Below are 22,060 nucleotides of genomic sequence, written 5' to 3' on the forward strand. Positions count from 1 at the left end.
CGCCGGAACGACGCTGCCGACATCAAGCAACGTCACGTTCCCCAGAACGCCGAAGCCATCGAACGGGCTGGGAAGGAAGGTGAACGGAACCTGCGCACCCAGCTCAAGACCTTTCAGCTTCGTGCTCGCACCGTTATCGGGGAAGGAGTGAGAGAACGTGACGTTCTGAAGCGGACCACCAACGCCCTGCTTGACGGCGTATGTTTCGAACTGCGTCGCGTTGACGACGAAATTCTTCACATCCTTGTAAAACACGGCTGCGGAGAGCAGGCCGGTCTGCCCGAAATAATATTCGAGCGAGAGGTCCGCCTGGCTAGCAAGGAACGGCTTAAGCCGCGGGTTACCTGAGGAGATGTTCCGAACGTTCGCATTGATGCTGGTGGACGTGGTGAGCAGGCTCAGAGTCGGCTTAGTCATCACACGCGCCGCGCCAAAACGAAGCGAGAGCTGATCAGTAAGTTTATACCGTAGGTTGAAGCTGGGTAGCCAGTTCGAATAGTTGTTCTTCACGCTCGATGATGGCGCCGTACCGACCAGAGTCTGCGCTGCGAGCTGGATGAACGTGATGTCGTTGAAGTCGGCAACACTTCCGATCGATTCCTGTCGCGTTTTCACATAGCGAATACCGACATTGCCCGACAGCCGGTCGTCCGCCGTAGCGAAGTCGAGCCGGGCATAGGCAGCGAACGATTTTTCGTCGACCTTATAGTCGGCCGCAGGATCAGCCTGAGGTGAGGCCGCAGCAAGGACCTGTGAGAACGGAACCTTAGCGTACAGCAAATCCAGATTGGTATAGAGGCCAGTCTTCAGAAGGTTCGCGGGGCCCGAATAGCTTGGGAAGGCATTGGGGAATGAGAACCTCGACATGACTGGGGTTGCGACGAAGCTGCCGCCCTCTACGCCCGCATTGTAAGGCACGCCCAGAAGACCGGCGAGCGTCTGCGCCGACATGATGACACGAGCAGAGTTGAAAGACAGCTTGCGGTCGGAGAAGTTTACGCCCGCGCTGACCTTGTTGATGAAACCATCGTCGAACTTGTAGTTCACGTCACCCTTGAACGACTTGTTCTTGTCGGTGGTCGGCGCCTTGTAGCTGCCGCGCAGACCAACGACATTATAGTTGGCAGGGTTCATGGGGTCGAAGCCGCGCGTAAATGTCAGGCTGGTCATGTTGCCGGGGTCAGCGGTCAGATCATAAGCGACACTGGCGCGGCCGATTGCCTCCATACCCAGATTGGTACGTTCCTGACGCGTGCGGGAATAGTTCCCCTCCAGCGATACGGTAAGGTTGTCGTGCTTCCAGTTCAGACCAACGGCAGGCGAAAAGGTCTTGGTCAACGTTTCGTTCTGCTCCTGGTTGGCCACCATCCAGACGCCGTCCGCGTCAAGCTTGGTGACCAGTCCGTTGCTGATCGTGCTGTTCTGGACCGAACCCGTGATGCTGGTGAAGCGGGGATAGAAGGACGTGCGCTTGAGGTCATCCTTCAGGTTGGCATAAAATACGTCACCCCAAAGCTCGACTTCATCGCCTAGCTTGGCCTGAACGCCGCCGACCAGCGTGATACGGCGGGTTTTGCCGGTATCATATTGCGGGCCCGCTGCGTGATCGAAGAGGAACGTGTCGAGGAAATCGCCATCGCGGTTGTAGTCGACGGGAGGATTGCGGGTTGCTTCGACGCCGTTTTCCGCGCCGAAACCGACCATGCTGTCAGTCCGGTATTTGCGCTGACGAAGGTCGGCGCCGACATAAACGCCCACATCGCCGTCTGCGAACACCTTGTTTACGAATGCAGTAAGATGGGGAGCAACCTTCTTCGAGTTACCCTCGTAAATGCCTTCGGCTGCTACCGCGTAACGGTCCTTGCCAACATCCAGCGGCCTTGCGATCCGGACGTTGACCGTAGCGGACAGACCGCCGTCGATCATGTCGGCTGTGGGAGTCTTGTAGACCTCGATAGCGCTGACAAAGTCGGAAGACAGGTTCGAGAAGTCGAAGCTGCGCTGACCGGTCGAGGTTATCGTGCGCCCATTGAACTGGGTCCGCGTGAAGTCGGGGCTGAGACCGCGAACGCTGATGCGCGTACCTTCGCCGTTGGAGCGCTGAATTTGGACGCCCGTGACGCGCTGAAGCGATTCTGCCAGGTTCTGATCCGGGAACTTACCGATATCTTCCGCGGAAATTGCGTCGACAATCGCGGAACTTTCGCGCTTAACCGTCACCGCGTCCGCAAGACTGCGGCGAATGCCGGTCACGACGATTTCGGGTGCAGCCTCGTCTGCACCGGCTGCGGTCGACGCATTCTGAGCATGAGCCGGCGCTGCAGCCATGGCAATGGTGCAGGCGGCGCCCGCCAGCAGGCCGCAACGTATGAACCTTATAGACATCCTGTGGCCTCTCCCTCGTTTTTAGTGTGCCTACCGTATGCCCATCCAATGGCTCTGTCAATTCACTAATGAGAGCCAACTCTCATTATATGGCCATCCATCCAATCGGGGTGAACTTGTATCCGTTGCACGCGGCTCTCTCCGCAATCAACGAAGATGGGTACTCCGCGCCGACAACATCGCCGTCCCTGACGCGATAGTCTCCATCCATTTCAAGCGCGACGACCGGAACAAGCGTGTCGGGGCGTCGATCGGGCAAGGTTATCCGGGTCCCGTCAACGTCCGCCGTCACCGGCAACTCTGCGCGCCCCTCGAGCAGAACGGCCCGGCGGACCTCACCCTGCAAACCGTAAAGCGCCGCGGAATGCGACCCTTGAACTGGCCAGTCGAAAGTGTGCAGATAGAGGCCGTCCGCCCCTGTCGTGACATCGCCCCACGGCTGCGTGACACTCCAGGGCGAGCGGCCTGCCCCGTATATGGACTGGCCATGCCGGCGAGCCAGTTGCCGATATCGAGCAACGCGTCCTTCGGTATCTTGGGGAAAGTCCCATCAGCCTTGGGGCCTGACCTGTGCCGGTTTGCTGAGCCTGAGCGCCGGGAGCCTTGCCTACATATATGCGATTCATAAATCGTATATGATCTTGATGGCACGTCAGAGGTTACACGCTATCTGCCGAGTCCAAGGCTGAAGCCAGCATCCGACTGAAGTCGGATGGGTTCCTCCTCATCGAGGATTCTAAAGTGCCAAAGTAGTGCTAGCCCTTTGGATTCAGGACCATCAGCAGGTCCTTAGCCTCAACCACATCGCCTATCTTGACGGGAACCTCGGCTATCACGCCAGCAGAGGGCGCGACGATTGCTGACTCCATTTTCATGGCTTCCAGCGTCACGAGACGGTCACCAGCTTCAACGGTCTGGCCAGATACCGCACCCACCGCAACGACTAGGCCGGGCATTGGCGCGGCAACGTGCGATGGATTGTCGGGCTCCGCGACACGGCGGGCGGGCCCACTCGCGCCAGACAGACGATGAGTCACGGCGATCACGCGCGGCTGCCCATTAAGCTCGAAAAACACGCGGACACTGCCATCATTTTCAATCTCGCCGATCGCGGTGAGCGTAATGACCAGCGCCTTGCCGCGCTCTATGGCAACATGAATCTCTTCGCCGACCGACATCCCGTAAAAATAGACCGGCGTAGGAAGCGACCAGACAGGGCCAAAGCGATTGATCGCTTGGGCAAAACCGGCGAAAACCTTTGGATACATGAGGTAGCTGGCAAATTCTGCCTCGCTCAGCGAACGGCCGCACTCCGCCTCGGCAACCTTACGTTCTGCCGCGAAATCGCACTCCGCAAGCAGATCAGCCGGACGGACCGTGATCGGCTTGATATCCCCCAGCACACGCTCTTGAATGTTCTGCGGCCATCCACCGGCCGGTTGGCCGAGATCGCCGCGCATCATCTCGACCACCGAACCGGGAAAAGCAATTTCGCGCGCCGGGGCGAGAACATCATCACGACGAAGTCCTTGCGAAACCATCATCAGCGCCATGTCGCCTACCACCTTCGACGATGGCGTTACCTTGACGATGTCGCCGAACAGCAGATTGGCATCATGATAGGCAACCGCTACCTCATGCCACCGAGACTCAAGCCCAAGGCTGCGCGCCTGCTCCTTGAGATTGGTAAACTGTCCGCCGGGCATCTCATGGAGGTAAACTTCGGATGCGCCGGCGCGCAGGTCGCTTTCGAATGCGACATATTGTTCGCGCACACCTTCCCAGTACGTGCTGATCTCGCGGATGGCGCGGGCGTCCAGTCCCGTATCACGGGGGCCGTGGCGCAGAGCCTCAATGACAGAGCCAAGACAGGGTTGAGAGGTCGTCCCGCTCATCGCATCCATGGCCACATCGATGCTGTCCACCCCGGCCTCGACGGCCGCCAACACGCTGGCCGCCGCCGCGCCCGATGTATCATGTGTATGAAACGCAATCGGCAAATCGGTTGCCTCACGCAAGGCGGAGAATAGAACGCGCGCCGCAGCTGGTTTCAGCAAGCCGGCCATATCCTTTACGGCGAGCATCTGACATCCGGCAGCTTCAAGCTGGCGCGCCAGTTCGATATAATAGGATAGGCTGTATTTAGTCCTGTCCGGGTCGAGAATGTCCCCGGTATAGCAAAGCGCGCCCTGCGCCAACTTGCCGCTTTCGAGCACGGCGTCGATCGCGACGCGCATGTTATCGACCCAGTTCAAACAGTCGAAGACGCGAAATACGTCGATCCCCTTGGCAGCCTCGCGAATAAAATGACGGACGACGTTATCGGGATAGTTGGTATAGCCAACGCCGTTTGCGCCGCGCAGGAGCATTTGCGTCAGCACATTGGGAGCAGCATCCCGAATAGCGAACAGACGCTCCCACGGATCCTCTGTCAGAAAGCGCATGGCAACGTCAAAGGTGGCGCCACCCCAACATTCCAGACTGAACAGTTGCGGAAGCAGGCGGGCATAGGCTGGAGCGGCGCGCACCATGTCTATGGTGCGCATCCGGGTTGCGAGGAGCGACTGGTGTGCATCACGCATCGTGGTGTCGGTCACCAGAACGCGGTCCTGCGCACGGATCCATTTCGCAAGGCCAGTCGCGCCGTCTCGTTCCAGCACCTGACGCGTACCATCGGCTATCGCGTCGGTTGCTCTGGGTGCCTTCACGGCGCGCAGATCCGAACGGGGGCGCTTCCGGTCCTTGACGTCAGGGTGCCCGTTCACGGTCACGTCCGCGATATAGTTCAGCAACTTCGTCGCGCGGTCGCGCCGCTTGCCGATGGCGAGCAAACTCGGCGTTTCGTCAATAAACCGGGTGGTGTAGCGATTGGCCTGAAACTCCGGGTGCATCAGCACATTTTCGAGAAAAGCCAGATTGGTCGCCACACCCCGGATACGATATTCGCGCAGTGCCCGAACCATGCGCGTTACAACCTCGCCGGGGGTCGGTGCCCAGGCTGTCACCTTCTCGAGCAATGGGTCATAGTGGCGGGTAACGATCGCGCCCGAATAGGCCGTTCCGCCATCAACCCGGATGCCGTAGCCGAAGGCACCGCGATAGGCCGTTATGCGGCCATAGTCCGGAATGAAAGCATTGTGCGGGTCTTCCGTAGTGATACGACACTGCAAGGCATGGCCGTTGAGTGCGATTTGCTCTTGCGGCGGCACGCCTGTTTCGTTGGCGACGCCAAGGCGACCACCCTCGGCGATCCGTATCTGCGCCTTAACAATATCGATGCCGGTGACCATTTCGGTCACCGTGTGCTCGACCTGAATGCGGGGATTGACCTCGATGAAATAGAAGTTGCCGGTTTCATCGTCCATCAGGAACTCAACCGTGCCGGCACCGCGATACCCGGTCTCTCGTCCGATCGCTAAGGCGGCCTCGCACAAAACCGTGCGCGTTGCCGCATCGAGATACGGCGCTGGCGCGCGTTCGATCACCTTTTGATTGCGTCGCTGGATCGAACAGTCCCGCTCGAACAGATGGAACAGCTTACCGTGACTGTCTCCCAGCAGTTGCACCTCAACGTGACGCGCCCGGCGGATCAACTTTTCGAGATAGACTTCATCCCGTCCGAAAGCAGCCTTCGCCTCGCTCCGCCCCGATTTCACTGCCTCCAGCAGCTCGGACGCAGACTCGATCGGGCGCATGCCGCGACCACCACCGCCCCAGCTCGCCTTGAGCATGAGTGGATAACCCATTTCGGCTGCGAGAGCGCTGATCAGTGCGTCATCCCCGGGCAGAGGCTCACTTGCCGGGACTACGGGCACACCGGCCCGAACCGCGACATGCCGCGCCGAAACCTTGTCGCCCAACAGCCGCATGGTTTGCGGGTCAGGCCCGATGAAAGTGATCCCTGCCGCCGCGCAAGCCTCAGCAAAATCGGGGTTTTCGGACAGGAAACCATAGCCGGGGTGGATAGCGTCCACGCCATTCTCGCGGGCGATAGCGATGATTTGGGCAATGTCGAGATAAGCGCCGATCGCGCCCTTTCCCGCAGCGGAAAGCAGATAGGCTTCGTCGGCCTTAAACCGGTGCAGCGACAGGCTGTCTTCCTCGGAGTGGACAGCAACCGTGCGAATGCCGAGTTCCGTCGCGGCGCGGAACACGCGAATGGCAATTTCGCCACGGTTGGCCACCATGAGCTTGCGTATAGGCTGCAGCAGCATTTGGTCATCTCCTGACACGAGAAGTTCGAGCGGTAGCCGGCGCACCACCACAAGGGGTCAGATCGACAGCAAGTCGAAGCATGAAGTCATAGACTGTTCAACGAGCGCTCAGCGTTCTCGTCTCGCTTCATCGGCGCACGTCCGATTGCGTCCAAAAGCCACGGAGGTCTTCTGCCGTCGCTGCAAGCGCATCACCCCGTTGGCTATGCTTGAGACACGCCGCCGCCAGGCCCATTTGGGCAATATCGGCTGCCTGATCATCGCACAGTATCGCGTACAGAATTCCGGCAGCAAATGCGTCGCCGCTCCCAATTCTGTCCACGACATCTGCGATCCGAACCTCCTCAGTTGTGATGTCCTGACCGGCACGCGTCACGAAACGCGCCGCCAGATGCTGAATCCCTACACTTTCGGCGCGCCGGTACGTGTGCGCAATCCGCGTCAGGTACGGAAATGCGTCAAACAGGGCCATGACCTCGACCGGGGCACCGGGTGAATTGCCAAGCACCATGGCAGCATCACGGTGATCAACGAATGCGAGATCAGAAAGGGCGAGTGCCTCGGAAAAGGCGGCTGCCCCGTCCGCCTCACGTCCTACCCATAACGCCGGCCGAAAATTCGCGTCGAATGAGACCATTACGCCCATCTCTCGTGCCGCGCGCATCGCGCCAAACGCAGCGCTGCATGCGTTCGTACTGACGGCCAGCGTAATGCCCGAGACATGGAGTACCGCGGCACCCTCTAGCGTTTGCCGCCATGCGTGGCCAGACCAGTCGTGTGTCGCAAAGATGCTGTTCGCACGATCATATGTTATGCGCGATACTCGCTGTGACGCACCCGTATCGACGAAGTAGAGCCCTAGCCGGCCCTCCCCACGAACCACGGCGCGGGTATCGACGCCGAACGAACGCAGGTGAACCAATGCGCGGTCCCCGAGTGGATTGTCGGGGAGCGCGGTGACGATTGTGGTTTTACGGCCGAAACCAGAGAGCGCGGCAGCCACATTGAGTTCCGCGCCACCGACGTGTAGCTCAAGCCGATTGGCGAAACCTAGCAAATGCTGGCCCGGCTCGGTCGACAACCGGCCAAGTGCCTCGCCAAAGCACACAACTGCACATGATCTAGTCACGAGACCGGCGCTCCCGCATGGCTCGCGAGCTTGGCGAGCTCAGGCATGGCCGGCGGGTTTGCGGCGGCGCTTACCCAGCAGAGAAATTCGCCAACTCGCTTCGCAAGCTTTGCATCGTGATCGTTTGCTATGTCAGCGATCCGATGGGCGAGGAAGGGATTGCGGAAGCGCGCCATTGTCTGCAGGACGTATGCGGCCGCTTGGTCACCCAGCCCATGCGCGGCAAAACCCGGGACCACTTCCGACACAAATATACGACTTAAGGCGTCTGCCGTGTCCAGGTCGTCAAGCGCCGCGCGCACTATCATCTCGACCGGACGACCTGAATCGATCCAGCGCTGCGCCAACCAGCTATGGCCAAGATTGAGGATGTGCAGCTTGAGACGTTCATAGTGTTCAAGGTTGTCGGTCAACACCACATCGGGATGAGCGAACGGCATCGACAAGCCCGGCTGCTTTTCAACGGCCCATAGCGCGTAGGGCTCCGCGACAGCGCCCACAGGCTCGATAGGCTCCGATACGATCCGGTCGACCAGGCTGTTTACCCAAAGACAGTCCTGTTCGAGCCAATTGCGGAAAGAATTGTCGACACCGATTTCGCCCGCAAAATCCACGATGATCCGCTTGAGTGTGTCGCCGTTGCGCTGCACGAGTTCACACGGAAGCATCGTCAGCGGTTCGAAATTGCCGTGACGCCACCGTGCGTACATCAGCGCCAGCAGGATCGCAGGGAACGACTTTGGCGCATATTCACCCTCGACGACAGCGAGCGACCTATCCACATTGGCGACGCGATAGCCGCCGTCGCCCACATTGGAGAGGACGGCAGTCGCGCTTGTGGTGAACAGCCTTACAAGATCCTGCCAGTCGCGCGACGCCGCCATGCCGCGGCTTACACTAGTAACCGTGACAGTCCGATCTATCTTCAGCCCGTCTCTCCCAAGCCCGCGAATAACGACCGGATACCCGCCGGGCTGTCCAAATGCGGCGACGCGCGCCGCGCGGGCTGCGTCACCGCTGGTCTGGACTACGACAATTTCCGGAACATCCTGCCCAGCCTCCGCCGCTTCGGAGGCGAACAGATCGACATGCGCCTGAAGGAACCTGCTGGTGCCGAACTGTATGATACAAGCGTCTGTCATTATTGAACCCTATGACGTCGCACGCTTGTGTCTGCACTTGGGCGGACGCGCTTAGAAGCGACTGGAAGCTGCCTTTTCTAATGAAAAGAGAGCGTAAGGCGTTGCGATTGTTGGTTGCGAAACACATCGACGATTATCGATCCCTGCCACCGGCGCCCCTGCGCGGCGGTGATGAAGGCTGCTGCCGTCTTGACGTCCTGCCCGGGGGCTTCAGCCGACCCGACGATGGCACGGATAACGTCGCCGCTCTTGAGACCTGCGGCCGCGGCCGCGCTGCCCGGCTCCACGGTCAAGACAAGCACGCCGAAGATATCCGGCAGGCCTGCCGCCGACTGCTCGCCCAGAGTCTGGACCGATTTGACGGTCATTCCGGCAAAGGGGCGCGGTGTTTCAAGCTGGTTCGCGGCAGGGGCGAGCACCGGCTCCGGCAGTCTCGGCCTCTCCGCCATCGCGCGCAACCGGGGATCGCGAACGCCGAAGTCGTCCATGCGGAAGTTACGGAAACCGATGCGCAATGCCGGCACGTCCGCAGCGACCGAGTAATTGCCACGTGCCGGTGCGACGAATTTGGGATTGCCCGCCACCGAATGACTGTCGGTGCCATTTTCCTGCGCAAGCTTGAGATCCGCAGCCGTCGCGAAGAAATTGTAATCGACCAATTTTCCCCAGCTCTTCATGAGGATAGGCTGATAAGCCGCCATAACAATGTTCCGAGTGAATACATCCTCGCTGTTGGCGAACCACACGTGCGGGTGAAAGGTATTGTTAAGCATTATGTTGTTGCGCGCTGTACGATCGAAACCCTCACGAAACTTCAGCCCGCCCATCAGCATGAGATTGTCCTCGATCAGGTAGTTCGAGGATCCATCGTCCAGATCGATATCCCAGCCATGATCGCAGTGGAACCGATTGTGGCGAAGCACGATCGTTTCGCGAGCATCAAGCTTGACGAGCGATCGCTCGGCCATCGTTCGGCGATCCATCTCTGCGCGATCGGAATGCCAGAAACGGTCGCGTCCCCAGCTATTGTAGGCGCCGTGATCGCCGCTCTCGCGCACAGTATCAAATACGTCGTTATTGGTGATCTGGTGACCACCCCAAGTGCCGTCACCCACGTTGATTCCGGCGCGGGGAGCGCGGTAAATGCTGTTATGATCGACGGTGATACGCGCCGACATCGCGATCTGCACGGCCGCCGACTGTTTCTCAACCAGTCCGGTATCGTGGATCAAATTGTCTTCCGCGATGCTGTCGGCAGGATAGTCGTCGGTCTTAGGTCCGGGCGTCCGGTCGATGCTATCGAGAGGCGCGTTCTCGTTGTATTCAAACAAGGGCGTCCGCACCGCCGTGGGAAGCCCGACAAAAGCGATTGCGCTGGCGCCTATGCGGGCGATCAGGTTACGCCGGATCACAACCTGGCGCGCGTGACCGCTGACGACGATAGCGTTGCCGCCAAGATCCTGAAAATCGCTGCCCTCGACCGTTACCCGATCAGCGTCTGCAATCAACACTGCCCCGCCGCGATGAAACATCCAGTCCGACCGCAGCAGGGGTTCGGTGGTCTTCATGTAGGTTGGCTCGGTAGCGCGGAAGGCCAGCCCAGAAACACGAATGTCGTGCACGGGCGCGCCGGATTTGCCGACCACCCGGATCAACTCTTCCGATTCTCCTGCACGAAACCCCGTTCGGGGAGGAGGCGGACCGTTACCCTCAGGCTTGAAATAGAGATAGCCCGCGTTCTGGTCGTAATACCATTCAGCCGGGGAATCGAGTTCCTCGCGCACGTTCTCGACGAACCGTTCGTTCAAACTGGGCGGTGCAGCCCGGTTATTACCGACCGCCGACGCGTAACGCAGCGTCCCATCGGGATTTTTACCGAGGATCGGCACATGCACGTCACCCCAGCGGCTACCGTGCAGGGCATGTAATACCGCACCAGCGGGATTGGACCACCGCGCCACCCGCTCGGCGGAGGTTGCATCCGCCGATACACCTCCGAATGGCAGCTTCGCGGGATCGTAATTGGGATAACGGGCAAGGATCAGCGCCTTGTCGCCCAGCCACAGTCGCATGAACGGCCTGGTCTTGAGCTGGGCGCGCCAGACCCCATCCGCCTGACGCTCCCACGACAACTTCGGCAGATCGCGTGCGCCAGTCAATTCCACGCGGGCGCCGGCTGCGGCCTCGATGGTGAAGGGCGCGGCGGGCGTGCCGGATAGCGCGGCATCGATTACAATGGGTGCGCCCAGAGCATAACGACCGGCGGCGAGACGGATGATCCGAATGCGCGCTTTGCGGGCATCGGCGAGCGCTTGGGTGAGTTCAGCGGTAGAGCGGACCGGCCGTACCGATTGCGCCCCAGGTTTGGCCACGAGCGCGAATGCCGCTGGCGCATTAGCACATGCGAGAACAAACAACCCAAGGGTGAACGCGCTGATCTGCCGAGAGAGCATCTTGGCTCCTTTCACGTCCATACTGTCATAGTTTTATATATGATTTAATAATATCAAATTATGCAAAAGATGGAAAGTGCAAACCATCGCCTTGTCCAGCATTGCGTCGTGCGCTTAAGCAAACTGCGCAATCACGTCGCGCCGGTCAGGCGCACTCCTTCGGGCGCGCAGGCGCAGATGCCTTGTAGGTGAGCACGAATTCGCAGTGCCCCAGAGCCTCAGACTTGGTCTGGCGACCCGCAGCGACCGCGAGTACGAGATCGTAAATTTCCTGGCCTACATCCTCCAGCGTACCCCGGCCGTCGAGGATGCGGCCGGCGTCGACATCCATGTCGCCTTCCATGCGACGATAGGTTGCCGGGTTGGCGCAGACCTTGATAACCGGCGATATCGCCGATCCCACGACAGAACCGCGACCGGTGATGAATATGTTGACGTGAGCACCGCTTGCGATCAGCTCGCCGATTTCCGCATTGTCAACGATGTTGGGGAAGCCGAATTTGGGATCGCCCGGAGGCACAACGTCAAGCAGGTAGAGGCCAGGGCCGGGCACCGGCTCGGCCGGATCGATCACCCCGTCAATCGGTCGACTGCCTGACTTTGCATAGGCACCGGCGGACTTTTCCTCCTGGCTCGACAAACCACCCTCGGCATTACCCGGCGCGAAGCTGCCATATCCCATGGCGCGGTAATAGACTTCAGCCTTTTGTACCGAGGCGATCAGAGCGTCAGCGACTTCGGGTGTGGAGGCGCGGCTGGCCATATGACTTTCGCAGCCGATCATTTCCCCGGTTTCCTCGAATACACAGCTGGCGCCCGCATCGATGAACGCATCGAACGCCCGCCCCACGGCCGGATTGCCGGTAATGCCGCTGGTCCCGTCTGACCCGCCGCAGATCGTGCCGATAACAAGATCCGACACGGCCATAGGCACACGTACCGCGCGGCCATCCGCTTCCGCGCGCACACGCTCCACCGCCGCAATGCCCTCGGTAATCGCGGGGCCGGTGCCGCCGGCGTGCTGTATCACCACGGTTTCGACCGGACGCGAATGCTCCATTGCATTGCGCGCCAGTGCCTCGCGATTGAAGCTCTCGCATCCCAGCGACAGGAGAACGACGCCGCCGACATTCGGATGCGTCGTCAGCGCCTTCATCATGTTCAAGGCGTAGTCGTTGGGATAGCAGCCGGGAAAACCTATCAGTTGCACCCGCGGATCATCGATCCGGTCAACGATCCGGCGTGCCACATGGTGCGCGCACTCCACAAGATAGACCACTACGATGGCGTCGCGGATGCCCTTTCGGCCATCCTGACGTAGCCAACCCTCGAACGGGACGTGGTTCATTACTGGGTTCCTGTCGCGTCTCTCAGATGCGCCGAAATATAGTCGCTCTGCATATTGTGGATGTGAACCCAGCTACCCGCGGGAATAGCTTGGGATGCCGACCCGATCGGCACGCCATATTTCACTATCTTATCTCCAGATTTCAAGAGTAAGATTGAAATCTTATGTCCAAGGTCGATAGAATCGAGTGCGATCACCGACGCGCCGTCTATCGCGATCGTTTCGCCTGCGGTTATCGGCCGGCAACAAACCGCGACGTTATCGTCAGGTGACAATCGAATTGCCGCGGCGCTCATGCTCCATGTCCCGGTAGCGGCGCGTCGGCGCGAACAAGTTTCTCGTGGGCGACTTCTGCCCAGAAGGATGCCGAAATTTGCTCCCGGTAAAGCTCCACGGTATTGGCAACCCGGCGCGCGCTGCCTATCCCCGGGATGACGCTGGCGACGAGCGGATGAGCGAGCGCGAATGCGAGTGCGGCGGCAGGAAGATTGACCCCGTGGCGATCAGCAACTGCCTCAATGCGGCGAACGCGGTCGATAACGTGGTCCGGCGCAGGGCCATAATCATAGTGGATCGTGCCCTCGCGCCGGGTGCCCGTCGCAAGAATGCCGCTGTTGTAGGGGCCGCCGATCACAATGGAGGTTCCCGCCGCCTCGCAGGCCGGGAACAGGGCGTCAAGCGCATCCTGTTCGAGCAGTGTATACCGTCCGGCTAGCAGAATTGCGTCCAGCCGCACCTCGGCCATGACGTCCAGACACACCTGAATTTCATTTACGCCGATGCCGAAGCCCGAAATTGCCTTGCTGTCGCGCAGTTCTTCGAGCGCCCTCAATCCACCGCCCGTCGTGAGTTGCCGCCAGTATTCGTCATTGGCATCGCCGTGCGTGTAGCGGCCAATGTCGTGCACATAGAGCAGGTCGATGCGCGGCAGGCCAAGACGCTGAAGGCTGTGTTCGTAACTGCGCGATATCCCGTCATAGGTATAGTCGTAGCGCATCATGAACGGCATAGGTGAACGGAAGCCATCCCGTTCGCGGTCGTCCACCACGGTGGAATCCGGCATCATCAACCGCCCGACCTTGGTCGACAGCACAGTGTCAGGCTTCAACCGGAGCGCGTCGCCGACGCGTCGTTCGGATAAACCCCGGCCGTAGTGCGGTGCGGTGTCGACATAACGCAGCCCTGCCTCCAGAGCCGCATCAATGGCGGCCCGCGCATCAGCGTCCAACACCGGTGTATAGAGATTCCCGAGAGACGCGGCTCCGAAGCCCAGCTCCGGAACATTTAGGCCGGTTGACCCCACTGGACGGCGAGCAATGACAGTCACAGGTCAAGTTCCAATCGATAAATGCGGTTAGCGTTGCGAGCCCAAAGCTTCGCCCGCTCGTCGTCGGACAAACCCTGGAGAATTTCCTCATATGCACTGAGGGTCCGATCGAGCGGGGCAAACAGGCGGTCGGTCGGGAAGTTGCTGGCAATCATCACCCGGTCCGTACCGAACAGATCCACCACCTCCGCGATGATCGGCGAGAAGGCAACGGGATCAAACGGCGCAGCAATGAAGCCGGCCCCGGAAAGCTTGATCGAAACCTGCGGCATTGCGGCAAGCGCAGTCAATCCGGTACGCCATGCGCCGAGCCCATCAGACAATATCGGCAGGCCCAGATGATTCACAATTACTGGCACATCAGGATGAGCTGCCGCCGTCTCAATCAGTCCGCCTAGCTGCTGCGGAAAACCATGGAAGTCGAAACTGAGCCCATATTGTGCCAACAGACCGAAGCCACGCCGCCACGCCAGATCGCGTGTAAGGTCGCTGGCGTAGGTCTGCCGCGATGGGTCGGGATGCCAGTTCACGAGATGGCGTATCCCGCACACGCGCGGCCGCGCGGCCTGTCGGGCGAGCAGGTTATCGACATCGGGATGGTTTAGCTCAACCCGTGCGACTATTGCCGTTGGCAGCCCTTCGGTGTCTGCAATCTGGTTAAGCCAGTCAGTTTCACGCTCACCGTCGTCAGGATGCGCGCCGGCATCGACATGCACAGCACCCACGAGATTCCACGCGGCGGCGGCAAGTCGATGGTCGGCAAAACTATAGCTTCCGGCAATCGGCGCACTGGCAGGTTCGTCCAGCCAGGGATAGCGCAATTGCGCTGCGCCACCCAAGGCCCTGTCCCACAGGTGCAGGTGAGCATCGACGAACGGCGGGTGGCTCATCGTCAGCTCTGCGTCTGCGCAACGAACTCCTGACGTTGCTCGCCAAGCTTTTCTATTCCAAGCGTAACAACGTCACCCGCCTTCAGATACCAAGGTTCGGGCTTCTGCCCCAGCCCTACGCCGGGCGGCGTACCGGTTGTAATGATATCGCCCGGCTCCAGCATCATAAATTGCGAGCAGTAGCTGACGAGCTCGGCCACCGAAAAGATCATTGTGCGCGTGTTGCCGTCCTGAACGCGCTTGCCGTTAACATCGAGCCACATCGCAAGATTCTGCGGATCGCCAACCTCATCGGCCGTAACCAGCCACGGGCCGACAGGGCCGAACGTCGGAAAGCCCTTGCCCTTGTCCCACGTCGTGCCGCGTTCCATCTGCCAGTGCCGTTCGGACACATCGTTGATCGTGCAATAGCCGGCGACGTAGGAAAGCGCATCGCTCACCTCGACATATTGCGCGCGAGTGCCGATCACAACGCCCAGCTCTACTTCCCAGTCGGTTTTTTCCGAGTTGCGCGGGAGCATTACGGGGTCGTTCGGCCCCTGCAGGCAGCTAACCCACTTGTTGAAAACTACGGGCTCTTCCGGGATCGGGAGGTTCGATTCCGCCGCATGATCGGCATAGTTGAGGCCAATTGCGACAAACTGGCGCGTACCCGCAACGGGTACGCCATATCGCGGTGCGCCTTCGACGAGGGGCAGGGTATCCGGGTTTATGGCGGCCAGCCGTGCGAGCGAAGCCGGACACAGGGTTTCGCCCGTGATATCGGCAACTTCGGTAAGCGCACGAATTCGGCCCTGATTGTCGATAAGTCCAGGGCGCTCCGCACCGGGGGCACCATAGCGGCAAAGCTTCATGTGTTGTCCTTCGTAGATACGAGTATGGATTGGTCGATTTTCGAAACGGCGTTCACGCCCGTCAGGGTCATCGCGACGCGCATTTCCTTCTCAATGAGATTGAGCAACCGGGTAACCCCCGCCTCTCCGCGGGCAGCCAGCGCATACAACCACGCACGACCAAGCAGGACGCCATGCGCGCCCAGCGCCAGCATCCGCACAACGTCGAGTCCCGACCTCACGCCGGAATCGGCCAGGATCGTCAGCCGATCGCCCACCGCATCGGCAATCGCCGGTAGCGCACGCGCACTCGACAGCACACCGTCAAGCTGACGCCCGCCGTGATTGGAGACGACAACGCCCTGCGCGCCCAAAGCCGCAGCCGAACGCGCATCGTCAGGTTCAAGAATACCTTTGATGATCAGCGGTCCATCCCAGGCATCCCTGATCCACTCCAGATCCCGCCACTGGATCGATGGGTCGAAGTTCGCGCCGAGCCAACCGATATAATCGTTCATGCCGCTGGCATTGCCCAAGACAGGTGCAAGGTTGCCAAGCCGATGGGGCCGCCCGCGCAAACCTACATCCCACGCCCATTTGGGACGGAACATGGCCTGAATTACGCGGCGCAACGCTGCATAGGGACCAGACATCCCGGAATGGGCATCGCGGTAGCGCGCGCCCGGCACCGGCATGTCTACGGTGAAAACCAGCGCTTCGGCGCCCTGCTCCTTCGCCTTGGCCAAAAGATCGAGCATGAAACCGCGATCTTTCAAGACGTAGAGCTGAAACCAGAGCGGACCGTCACTGGCACGGCGGACTTCTTCCATGCCACACAAGCCCACGGTGGAAAGCGTGAACGGCAACCCGCGGGCGTTGGCCGCCCGGGCCGCCAGCGTCTCGCCGCGCCGACGATACATGCCAGCGATTCCGACCGGCGCTAGCGCCACCGGAAGCGGCATTTTCCGGCCGAAAAGCGTCGTCGAGAGATCCATCGTCGCCACGTCGCGCAAAACCCGCTGCCGAAGAGCTATGTCGGAAAGATCGGCGATATTGCGGTGCAACGTCCGCTCGGCATAAGAGCCTCCCTCCGCATAATCGAACAGGAAGCGCGGCAGCCGCGCCCGTGCTGCCGCGCGAAAATCGGTCGTGGAAGCGATCGTCACCATGGCATCAGGCCATACACCAGCCGCCGTCGATGACGTGCAACTGCCCCGTGGTATAGGCGCTATCGTCCGATGCGAGGTAAAGCGCCAGTGCTGCGACCTCTTCCGCTGTGCCAAGACGACCCATTGGCTGGCGCGCAATGAATGCCGCGCGTGCCTTGGCTTCATCCCCCGTCGCGGCCAACCGCTCATCGAGCGAGGGAGACTGGACCGTCCCGGGACAGATGGCATTGCACCGAATGCCCTTCCCAACATAATCCACTGCAACGGAGCGTGTTATTCCGGCAACCGCGCCCTTTGACGCGCAATAGGCGTAACGGTTGGCCACCCCGATCAAGGCGCCGGCGACAGAAGCCATATTGATGATGGATCCGCCACCGCGTTCGATCATCGCGGGAAGCATAGCCGTGAGCATATGCGTGATCGCATGCACGTTGAGATCGAACGACAGGTCATAGCCGCAATCGGCTGTATCGAGCAGCACCCCTGCATCGACGTAGCCCGCGCAGTTGAACAGCACATCCACCCCGCCGGCAACAGCGCCAAAGTCGGCAATCGCGGCACGGTTCGCAAGGTCGACAACATGGATCGAGCATCCGGTCAAATCGGCTAGCGCGTCCGCGTTGCGATCCAGAGCGAGGACCTCCGCTCCTTCGGCGGCGAACAATTCAGCGGCGGCCCGGCCGATGCCCTGCCCGGCTCCGGTCACAACCGCACGTTTACCTTCCAATCGCTTCATAAAACTCTCTTTACTAAATCACGCCGAGTGGGCCGTGCGGTCCGGTCAGTCGCCCGACGCGCGTAGATCGCGAACAGGCAGACGACGACGAAGCAGGCGGCGGGCACGAGTGTTGCTCGGGTTATACTGGAGATGTCCGATACGAGGCCCATCGCTGCGGTCAGGGCGGCACCGCCAATGATCGCCATCACGATCAATGATGACCCCGCCTTACGCAGAGGCCCAAGCCCTTCGACACCGAGCGCGAAGATCGTCGGGAACTGGATTGACATGAACAGGCTGGCCGCGACGAGCGCGTAAAGCCCACCCAATCCGCCCACAATCCCGGCATATGCCGACAGTGCAGCGGAAATTACGGAGAAAATTATCAAAAGATTAACTGGGGAGACTCGCGACATCAGGGCTGTGCCGACGAAGCGGCCACCGGCAAAAAGCACCAGCGAGACGAAGAGGGCGTCGGCACCCGCCCGCTCCCCGAAGCCCGCGTTCGCCTGTGCATAGCGGATCGTGTAACTCCATAACCCGACCTGCGCACCAACATAGAAGAACTGAGCGGCCACGGCAGCCATCAGTCGGGGACGACGAAACACGGCGGTGAATGGAACATGCTCTCCATCATCGTCGTCTACCGAGCCGCCATGCGCATCAATGGTGCCACGCGGAAAGGGAACCAGGATGGCAGCCAGCGCGAACATCAGGACGACCGCCGCAATTGCCAAATATGGCATCACGACTGCCTGTATTTCCGTGCGATAAAACGCTTCACGCGCTGCCTCACTCATTGCGGCAAGGGTGCGCTCGTCATGCTCCATGCCTGACAGAATAAAATTACGGCCGACCAGAATACCGGCAATCGCCCCGAGCGGATTGGCCGCCTGCGCGAAGTTCAGGCGCCTCGTTGCAGAACGCGGATCGCCCAACTCCGTGATCAGGGGATTAGCGGAGGTTTCCAGAAAGGCGAGGCCACATGCGATCACGAACAAGGCAAGCAGGAAGAGCTGGTACATCCCCGCAATTGCCGCCGGATAAAATAGCAGCGCCCCGGAGCCATACAGAGTCAATCCGGTTACGATGGCGGATTTGTATCCAAAGCGCCTCATGACTGCCGACGCTGGAACCGCAAAGAGGAAATAGCCAAGGTAGAAGACTTGCTGGACGAAGCTTGTCCCGAAATCCGACAAAGCGAATGCCTTGCGGAACTGAGCGATCAGAATGTCATTGAGATTGTTGGCCATGCCCCAAAGGAAGAACAGGGACACGGTAATGACCAACGCCGCCGTGAAGCTGCGACCAGCGTCGGCGGCATTGAGGCGCGGACCGCCGCCGGTCATGTTGGTTGGTGACAAGGCCATTAAAGTTCCTCCATCCGGTGCGCGCGATGTGCCCGTCGATGGCAAATGGGGCATGCCGGATGGCGTGCGATACAGCTCGGATCAGCGCGGTGAGCGACCCTGTTTTGTCCAGACACCACCATTCTCCCGAACATGCCTTATTGGTATCATATATAGTTTTATAATATCATATACGATATTGTCAACCGCCTTTGGCCCTGAGCATGTCATCTGACGCGCGGGAGCGATATCGGACCTGACCGCCCTCTACGCACTCCAGGCCCGCATCGCGGCACCGGTGCGCGCAGCAGCCTTACTGCTCCTCCATCGCGAATATCCGCTGCATCGGTCGCCACTTTTCACCGTCGGCCGCGCTCCGAAGCGGGTGCTGAAACCGGTCCATGACACTKTCCCACCGGCCATCCACCTCAGCCTGCGATGGATCGAGCGGTATGGGCCATGCGTCGGAAACTTCTGCGACCATGAACAATCGATCATCCACCCGCCAGATTTCCATGTTCAGAAAACCCTTCGCGCGAATACCTGCAATGACTTCCGGCCACACGGCGCCGGGGGCATGAGCAGCCTCATAAGCCGCAACAAGCTCGGCGTCGTCCACCAGGTCCAAGGCAAAGCATTTTCGCTGGCTCATCACTTCTCTCCAAACTTCATTCTGCATTTTTGTTGCATATATGATAGTAAGGTTGCAAGCATCTGTATGCGCGCGCCCAAGGCAAGCTTCCGGCGCCACAAAATCCAGCGACTATTGGAACGTGAGGACCATATGAAGGCACTAGTATGCGTCGGACCGAACGAGGTTCGCATCGAAGAGCGGGAAAATCCCAAGGCAGGGCCGGGAGAGGTATTGCTGCGCATTCGCCGTGTGGGCGTTTGCGGCACCGACTTTCACATATTCACCGGCAACCAGCCCTTCTTTTCCTACCCGCGACTGATCGGCCACGAACTGGCCGCGGAAGTTATAGAAACCCCTTTTGAAAGTGGGCTAAGGGTAAATGAGATTGTCACGGTCAACCCCTATCTCCCCTGCGGTGAATGCGTTGCCTGCCAGCGCGAGCGACCCAACTGCTGCATGCGTGTGAGCGTATTGGGCGTTCACGCTGACGGCGGCATGACGGAATATCTTGCCGTACCCGCCGCAGCGGTAATCCCCGCCCCCGGGCTCACGCTCGATCAGGCAGCCATGGTAGAGTTTCTCGCCATAGGAGCCCATGCAGTCCGCCGCGCGCAAGTCGCGGGAGGCGCGCGCGTTCTGGTCACCGGTGCTGGCCCAATAGGTATTGGCTGCGCGATGTTTGCCCGTATCGCCAGAGCCGGCTCCGTCACATTGCTCGACAGAAGCGCGACCCGGCTTTCCAAGGCAACCGAAAGCTTCGGTTTTGATTCATGCGTCATAGCGGGCCCCGATGCGTCGGCCGAACTTGCACAAATCACCAACGGCGAAATGTTCGATTATGTTTTCGACGCCACCGGCAGCGCGGCGGCCATGAATGCCGGTCTGGCCCACGTCGCCCACGCGGGCACATATGTTCTCGTGGGGCTGTGCCTCGACAATCTGACATTCGCCGACCCCGAGTTTCACAAGCGGGAGACTACACTGCTCGCCAGCCGGAACGCTTTACACGCAGATTTCGAGCAGGTCATCGAATCTATCCGCAACGGCACTATCCCGACGGACCAGATTCTGACGCATCGCGCGAAGCTCGCAGATCTGGCAGAGGGCTTCCCCGCCCTGCTGGCGGAACACGAAACTGTGCTAAAGGCGGTCGTGACAATCTAAATCCCGCCGCGCGCATCGTATCGTTCGGGCCACGGCCGGTTGGGGCCTTCCGTGGGCGGTCGATTATCGTTAGACCGGCTGTCACAGGAGTGATGTGGGAAAATATGCCAAAGCTGGACAGCGCCACGGTCAATCGAAAGGGAAGCTACAAGGCTCCCGCGCTCGACAAGGCCTTTCTTATAATCGAGTTGCTTGCCAACAATCCGCAAGGTTTGCTGGCAAGCGAGATGGCCGCAGAGCTGGGTCGGTCGCTGGGAGAGTTGTTCCGCATCGTGGTCGTGCTAGAAGAGGCTGGATATCTTCAAAAGTCGAAAGTCAACGACCGCTACACCGTCACCTATAAATTCCTGGATGTCGCTTATCGCGCCACGCCCGCGCGCAAGCTCGTTGTAACCGCGCAGCCTGAGATGCAGTCTTTGGCTGCGGCAATCGGCCAGTCGTGCCACCTGGTGGTGGCGCAGGCTGCCGAAGGTCTGGTAATAGCGCGCGAGGAAAATCCTGGAACGCGCGGCTTTGCTCTGCGTGTAGGCGCTTCGATTGATCTCATACGAGCCTGCTCGGGCAACGTGCTGCTAGCTTTCGTGTCAGAAGAGACCAGCGAGCAAATGATAAGTCGCGCTGCGGCACTGCGGAAAGAACCGATCGGGCAAACGTCGCTGATGCGGCGCCTGAAAGAGGTCCGCGCGCGCGGTCATAACTTGCGAGAAAGCCCAGTCACGCGCGGAGTTACCGATATCAGCTTCCCAATATTCGGGTTTGGCGGAGAGTTGCTGGCGGCGTTGACCGTGCCGTTCCTTGAACTGATTGACGGCTCGCAACTGGTTTCGATTGAGGAGGCGACGGCGGAATTAAAAGAGACTGCCGAAAGAATTTCGATCGCGCTTGGCTGGCAACCGGATCACGCTCTTTCTGACTGAATAACATGTAACGGCGCCTATTGGGCGCGCATCATCACTTGGCCTCAGCGTCACCGCGAGCCATGGATAGCAAGACTTATCACCGGCTTTGTTGCATAACAAGGTAATGGATTCCCTGGTAGTGTCTCAGTTTGAAATTGGACGGATCGAAGAACCTATTTTTTCGGCGTTGGCCCGCCCCATCCGCAAGGGGTTTTATTCAGGTGCCAACTGACGGGTCTGCATCAACGTATACGGCATAGCGGCAAAGCCGTTGCCAAGATGGAGAGCCGCGCGTTCCAGGCCTCATAAAAACGACGGCATCAGAGTGCCATTTTTTGACTCAGACTGTCGGAACGCCGGTATACCGTCAGGCCATCTTCAAAATTCCTCCGGCAGACATTTCGTG

Annotated in this window: 16 protein-coding genes; 2 read left to right on the forward strand and 14 right to left on the reverse strand. The window is 59.8% G+C overall.

The genetic code is table 11. The annotated features are described in order from the left end of the window. The 14 genes from AC1DPF_RS17830 to AC1DPF_RS17895 form a co-directional block, all read right to left on the reverse strand. A partial coding sequence (locus AC1DPF_RS17830; protein WP_477962694.1) for a TonB-dependent receptor occupies positions 1-2,385 on the reverse strand: 2,385 nt, incomplete at its 3' end. A 755-nt stretch (positions 2,386-3,140) separates the two neighbouring features. Then, positions 3,141-6,599 (reverse strand): pyruvate carboxylase, encoded by a 3,459-nt coding sequence (pyc, locus tag AC1DPF_RS17835; protein ID WP_477962696.1) that lies wholly within the window; start codon positions 6,597-6,599, stop codon positions 3,141-3,143. A 127-nt stretch (positions 6,600-6,726) separates the two neighbouring features. Then, complete coding sequence (locus AC1DPF_RS17840; RefSeq protein ID WP_477962697.1) at positions 6,727-7,728, reverse strand: sugar kinase; 1,002 nt, start codon at positions 7,726-7,728, stop codon at positions 6,727-6,729. Beyond that, positions 7,725-8,870, reverse strand: coding sequence for a mannitol dehydrogenase family protein (locus tag AC1DPF_RS17845; protein WP_477962699.1), 1,146 nt, complete (start codon positions 8,868-8,870; stop codon positions 7,725-7,727). The genes AC1DPF_RS17840 and AC1DPF_RS17845 overlap by 4 nt, the downstream gene beginning before the upstream one ends. Before the next feature lie 77 nt (positions 8,871-8,947). After that, positions 8,948-11,344: a right-handed parallel beta-helix repeat-containing protein gene (locus tag AC1DPF_RS17850; protein WP_477962701.1), complete on the reverse strand. Its 2,397-nt coding sequence runs from the start codon at positions 11,342-11,344 to the stop codon at positions 8,948-8,950. A gap of 124 nt (positions 11,345-11,468) precedes the next feature. Then, a complete protein-coding gene (locus AC1DPF_RS17855; RefSeq protein ID WP_477962703.1) occupies positions 11,469-12,671 on the reverse strand; it encodes a UxaA family hydrolase in 1,203 nt (400 codons plus the stop codon). After that, a complete protein-coding gene (locus tag AC1DPF_RS17860) occupies positions 12,671-12,967 on the reverse strand; it encodes a UxaA family hydrolase (RefSeq protein ID WP_477869821.1) in 297 nt (98 codons plus the stop codon). The genes AC1DPF_RS17855 and AC1DPF_RS17860 overlap by 1 nt, the downstream gene beginning before the upstream one ends. Further along, positions 12,964-13,998 carry an aldo/keto reductase gene (locus AC1DPF_RS17865; protein ID WP_477962705.1) on the reverse strand — a complete coding sequence of 345 codons (1,035 nt, stop codon included), beginning with the start codon at positions 13,996-13,998 and terminating at the stop codon, positions 12,964-12,966. The genes AC1DPF_RS17860 and AC1DPF_RS17865 overlap by 4 nt, the downstream gene beginning before the upstream one ends. Beyond that, the gene (locus tag AC1DPF_RS17870) at positions 13,995-14,888 is read right to left on the reverse strand and encodes an amidohydrolase family protein (RefSeq protein WP_477869818.1); all 894 of its coding nucleotides are present in this window, start codon (positions 14,886-14,888) and stop codon (positions 13,995-13,997) included. Before AC1DPF_RS17870 ends, AC1DPF_RS17865 begins: the two co-directional genes overlap by 4 nt. Positions 14,889-14,890: 2 nt before the next feature. Then, positions 14,891-15,742, reverse strand: a complete 852-nt coding sequence (locus AC1DPF_RS17875) for a fumarylacetoacetate hydrolase family protein (protein ID WP_477962706.1) — start codon at positions 15,740-15,742, stop codon at positions 14,891-14,893. Continuing rightward, the gene (lldD, locus tag AC1DPF_RS17880; RefSeq protein WP_477869899.1) at positions 15,739-16,887 is read right to left on the reverse strand and encodes an FMN-dependent L-lactate dehydrogenase LldD; all 1,149 of its coding nucleotides are present in this window, start codon (positions 16,885-16,887) and stop codon (positions 15,739-15,741) included. The genes AC1DPF_RS17875 and lldD overlap by 4 nt, the downstream gene beginning before the upstream one ends. 7 nt (positions 16,888-16,894) lie before the next feature. Continuing rightward, positions 16,895-17,626 (reverse strand): SDR family oxidoreductase, encoded by a 732-nt coding sequence (locus AC1DPF_RS17885; protein ID WP_477869814.1) that lies wholly within the window; start codon positions 17,624-17,626, stop codon positions 16,895-16,897. After that, entirely contained in the window at positions 17,623-18,978 is a 1,356-nt protein-coding gene (fucP, locus tag AC1DPF_RS17890) for an L-fucose:H+ symporter permease (RefSeq protein WP_477869812.1), read from the reverse strand. The genes AC1DPF_RS17885 and fucP overlap by 4 nt, the downstream gene beginning before the upstream one ends. A 292-nt stretch (positions 18,979-19,270) precedes the next feature. Next, positions 19,271-19,609: an L-rhamnose mutarotase gene (locus AC1DPF_RS17895; RefSeq protein ID WP_477962708.1), complete on the reverse strand. Its 339-nt coding sequence runs from the start codon at positions 19,607-19,609 to the stop codon at positions 19,271-19,273. A gap of 66 nt (positions 19,610-19,675) precedes the next feature. On the opposite strand from AC1DPF_RS17895, the gene AC1DPF_RS17900 reads away from it, so the two are divergent. Both AC1DPF_RS17900 and AC1DPF_RS17905 read left to right on the forward strand, forming a co-directional pair. Beyond that, the gene (locus AC1DPF_RS17900) at positions 19,676-20,755 is read left to right on the forward strand and encodes a zinc-binding alcohol dehydrogenase family protein (RefSeq protein ID WP_477869808.1); all 1,080 of its coding nucleotides are present in this window, start codon (positions 19,676-19,678) and stop codon (positions 20,753-20,755) included. Between the two features lie 104 nt (positions 20,756-20,859). Next, on the forward strand, positions 20,860-21,672 hold the full coding sequence (locus AC1DPF_RS17905) for an IclR family transcriptional regulator (protein ID WP_477962710.1): 813 nt from the start codon (positions 20,860-20,862) through the stop codon (positions 21,670-21,672). The last annotated feature ends 388 nt before the right edge of the window (positions 21,673-22,060 follow it).

The sequence above is a fragment of the Rhizorhabdus sp. P4_G6 genome (assembly GCF_056401045.1).

Coding starts and splice junctions, on each gene's coding strand:
- pyc (WP_477962696.1), bottom strand. CDS start 6,599: ATGCTGCTGCAGCCTATACGCAAGCTCATGGTGGCCAACCGTGGCGAA.
- AC1DPF_RS17845 (WP_477962699.1), bottom strand. CDS start 8,870: ATGACAGACGCTTGTATCATACAGTTCGGCACCAGCAGGTTCCTTCAG.
- AC1DPF_RS17850 (WP_477962701.1), bottom strand. CDS start 11,344: ATGGACGTGAAAGGAGCCAAGATGCTCTCTCGGCAGATCAGCGCGTTC.
- AC1DPF_RS17855 (WP_477962703.1), bottom strand. CDS start 12,671: ATGAACCACGTCCCGTTCGAGGGTTGGCTACGTCAGGATGGCCGAAAG.
- AC1DPF_RS17860 (WP_477869821.1), bottom strand. CDS start 12,967: ATGAGCGCCGCGGCAATTCGATTGTCACCTGACGATAACGTCGCGGTT.
- AC1DPF_RS17870 (WP_477869818.1), bottom strand. CDS start 14,888: ATGAGCCACCCGCCGTTCGTCGATGCTCACCTGCACCTGTGGGACAGG.
- AC1DPF_RS17875 (WP_477962706.1), bottom strand. CDS start 15,742: ATGAAGCTTTGCCGCTATGGTGCCCCCGGTGCGGAGCGCCCTGGACTT.
- AC1DPF_RS17885 (WP_477869814.1), bottom strand. CDS start 17,626: ATGAAGCGATTGGAAGGTAAACGTGCGGTTGTGACCGGAGCCGGGCAG.
- fucP (WP_477869812.1), bottom strand. CDS start 18,978: ATGGCCTTGTCACCAACCAACATGACCGGCGGCGGTCCGCGCCTCAAT.
- AC1DPF_RS17900 (WP_477869808.1), top strand. CDS start 19,676: ATGCGCGCGCCCAAGGCAAGCTTCCGGCGCCACAAAATCCAGCGACTA.
- AC1DPF_RS17905 (WP_477962710.1), top strand. CDS start 20,860: ATGCCAAAGCTGGACAGCGCCACGGTCAATCGAAAGGGAAGCTACAAG.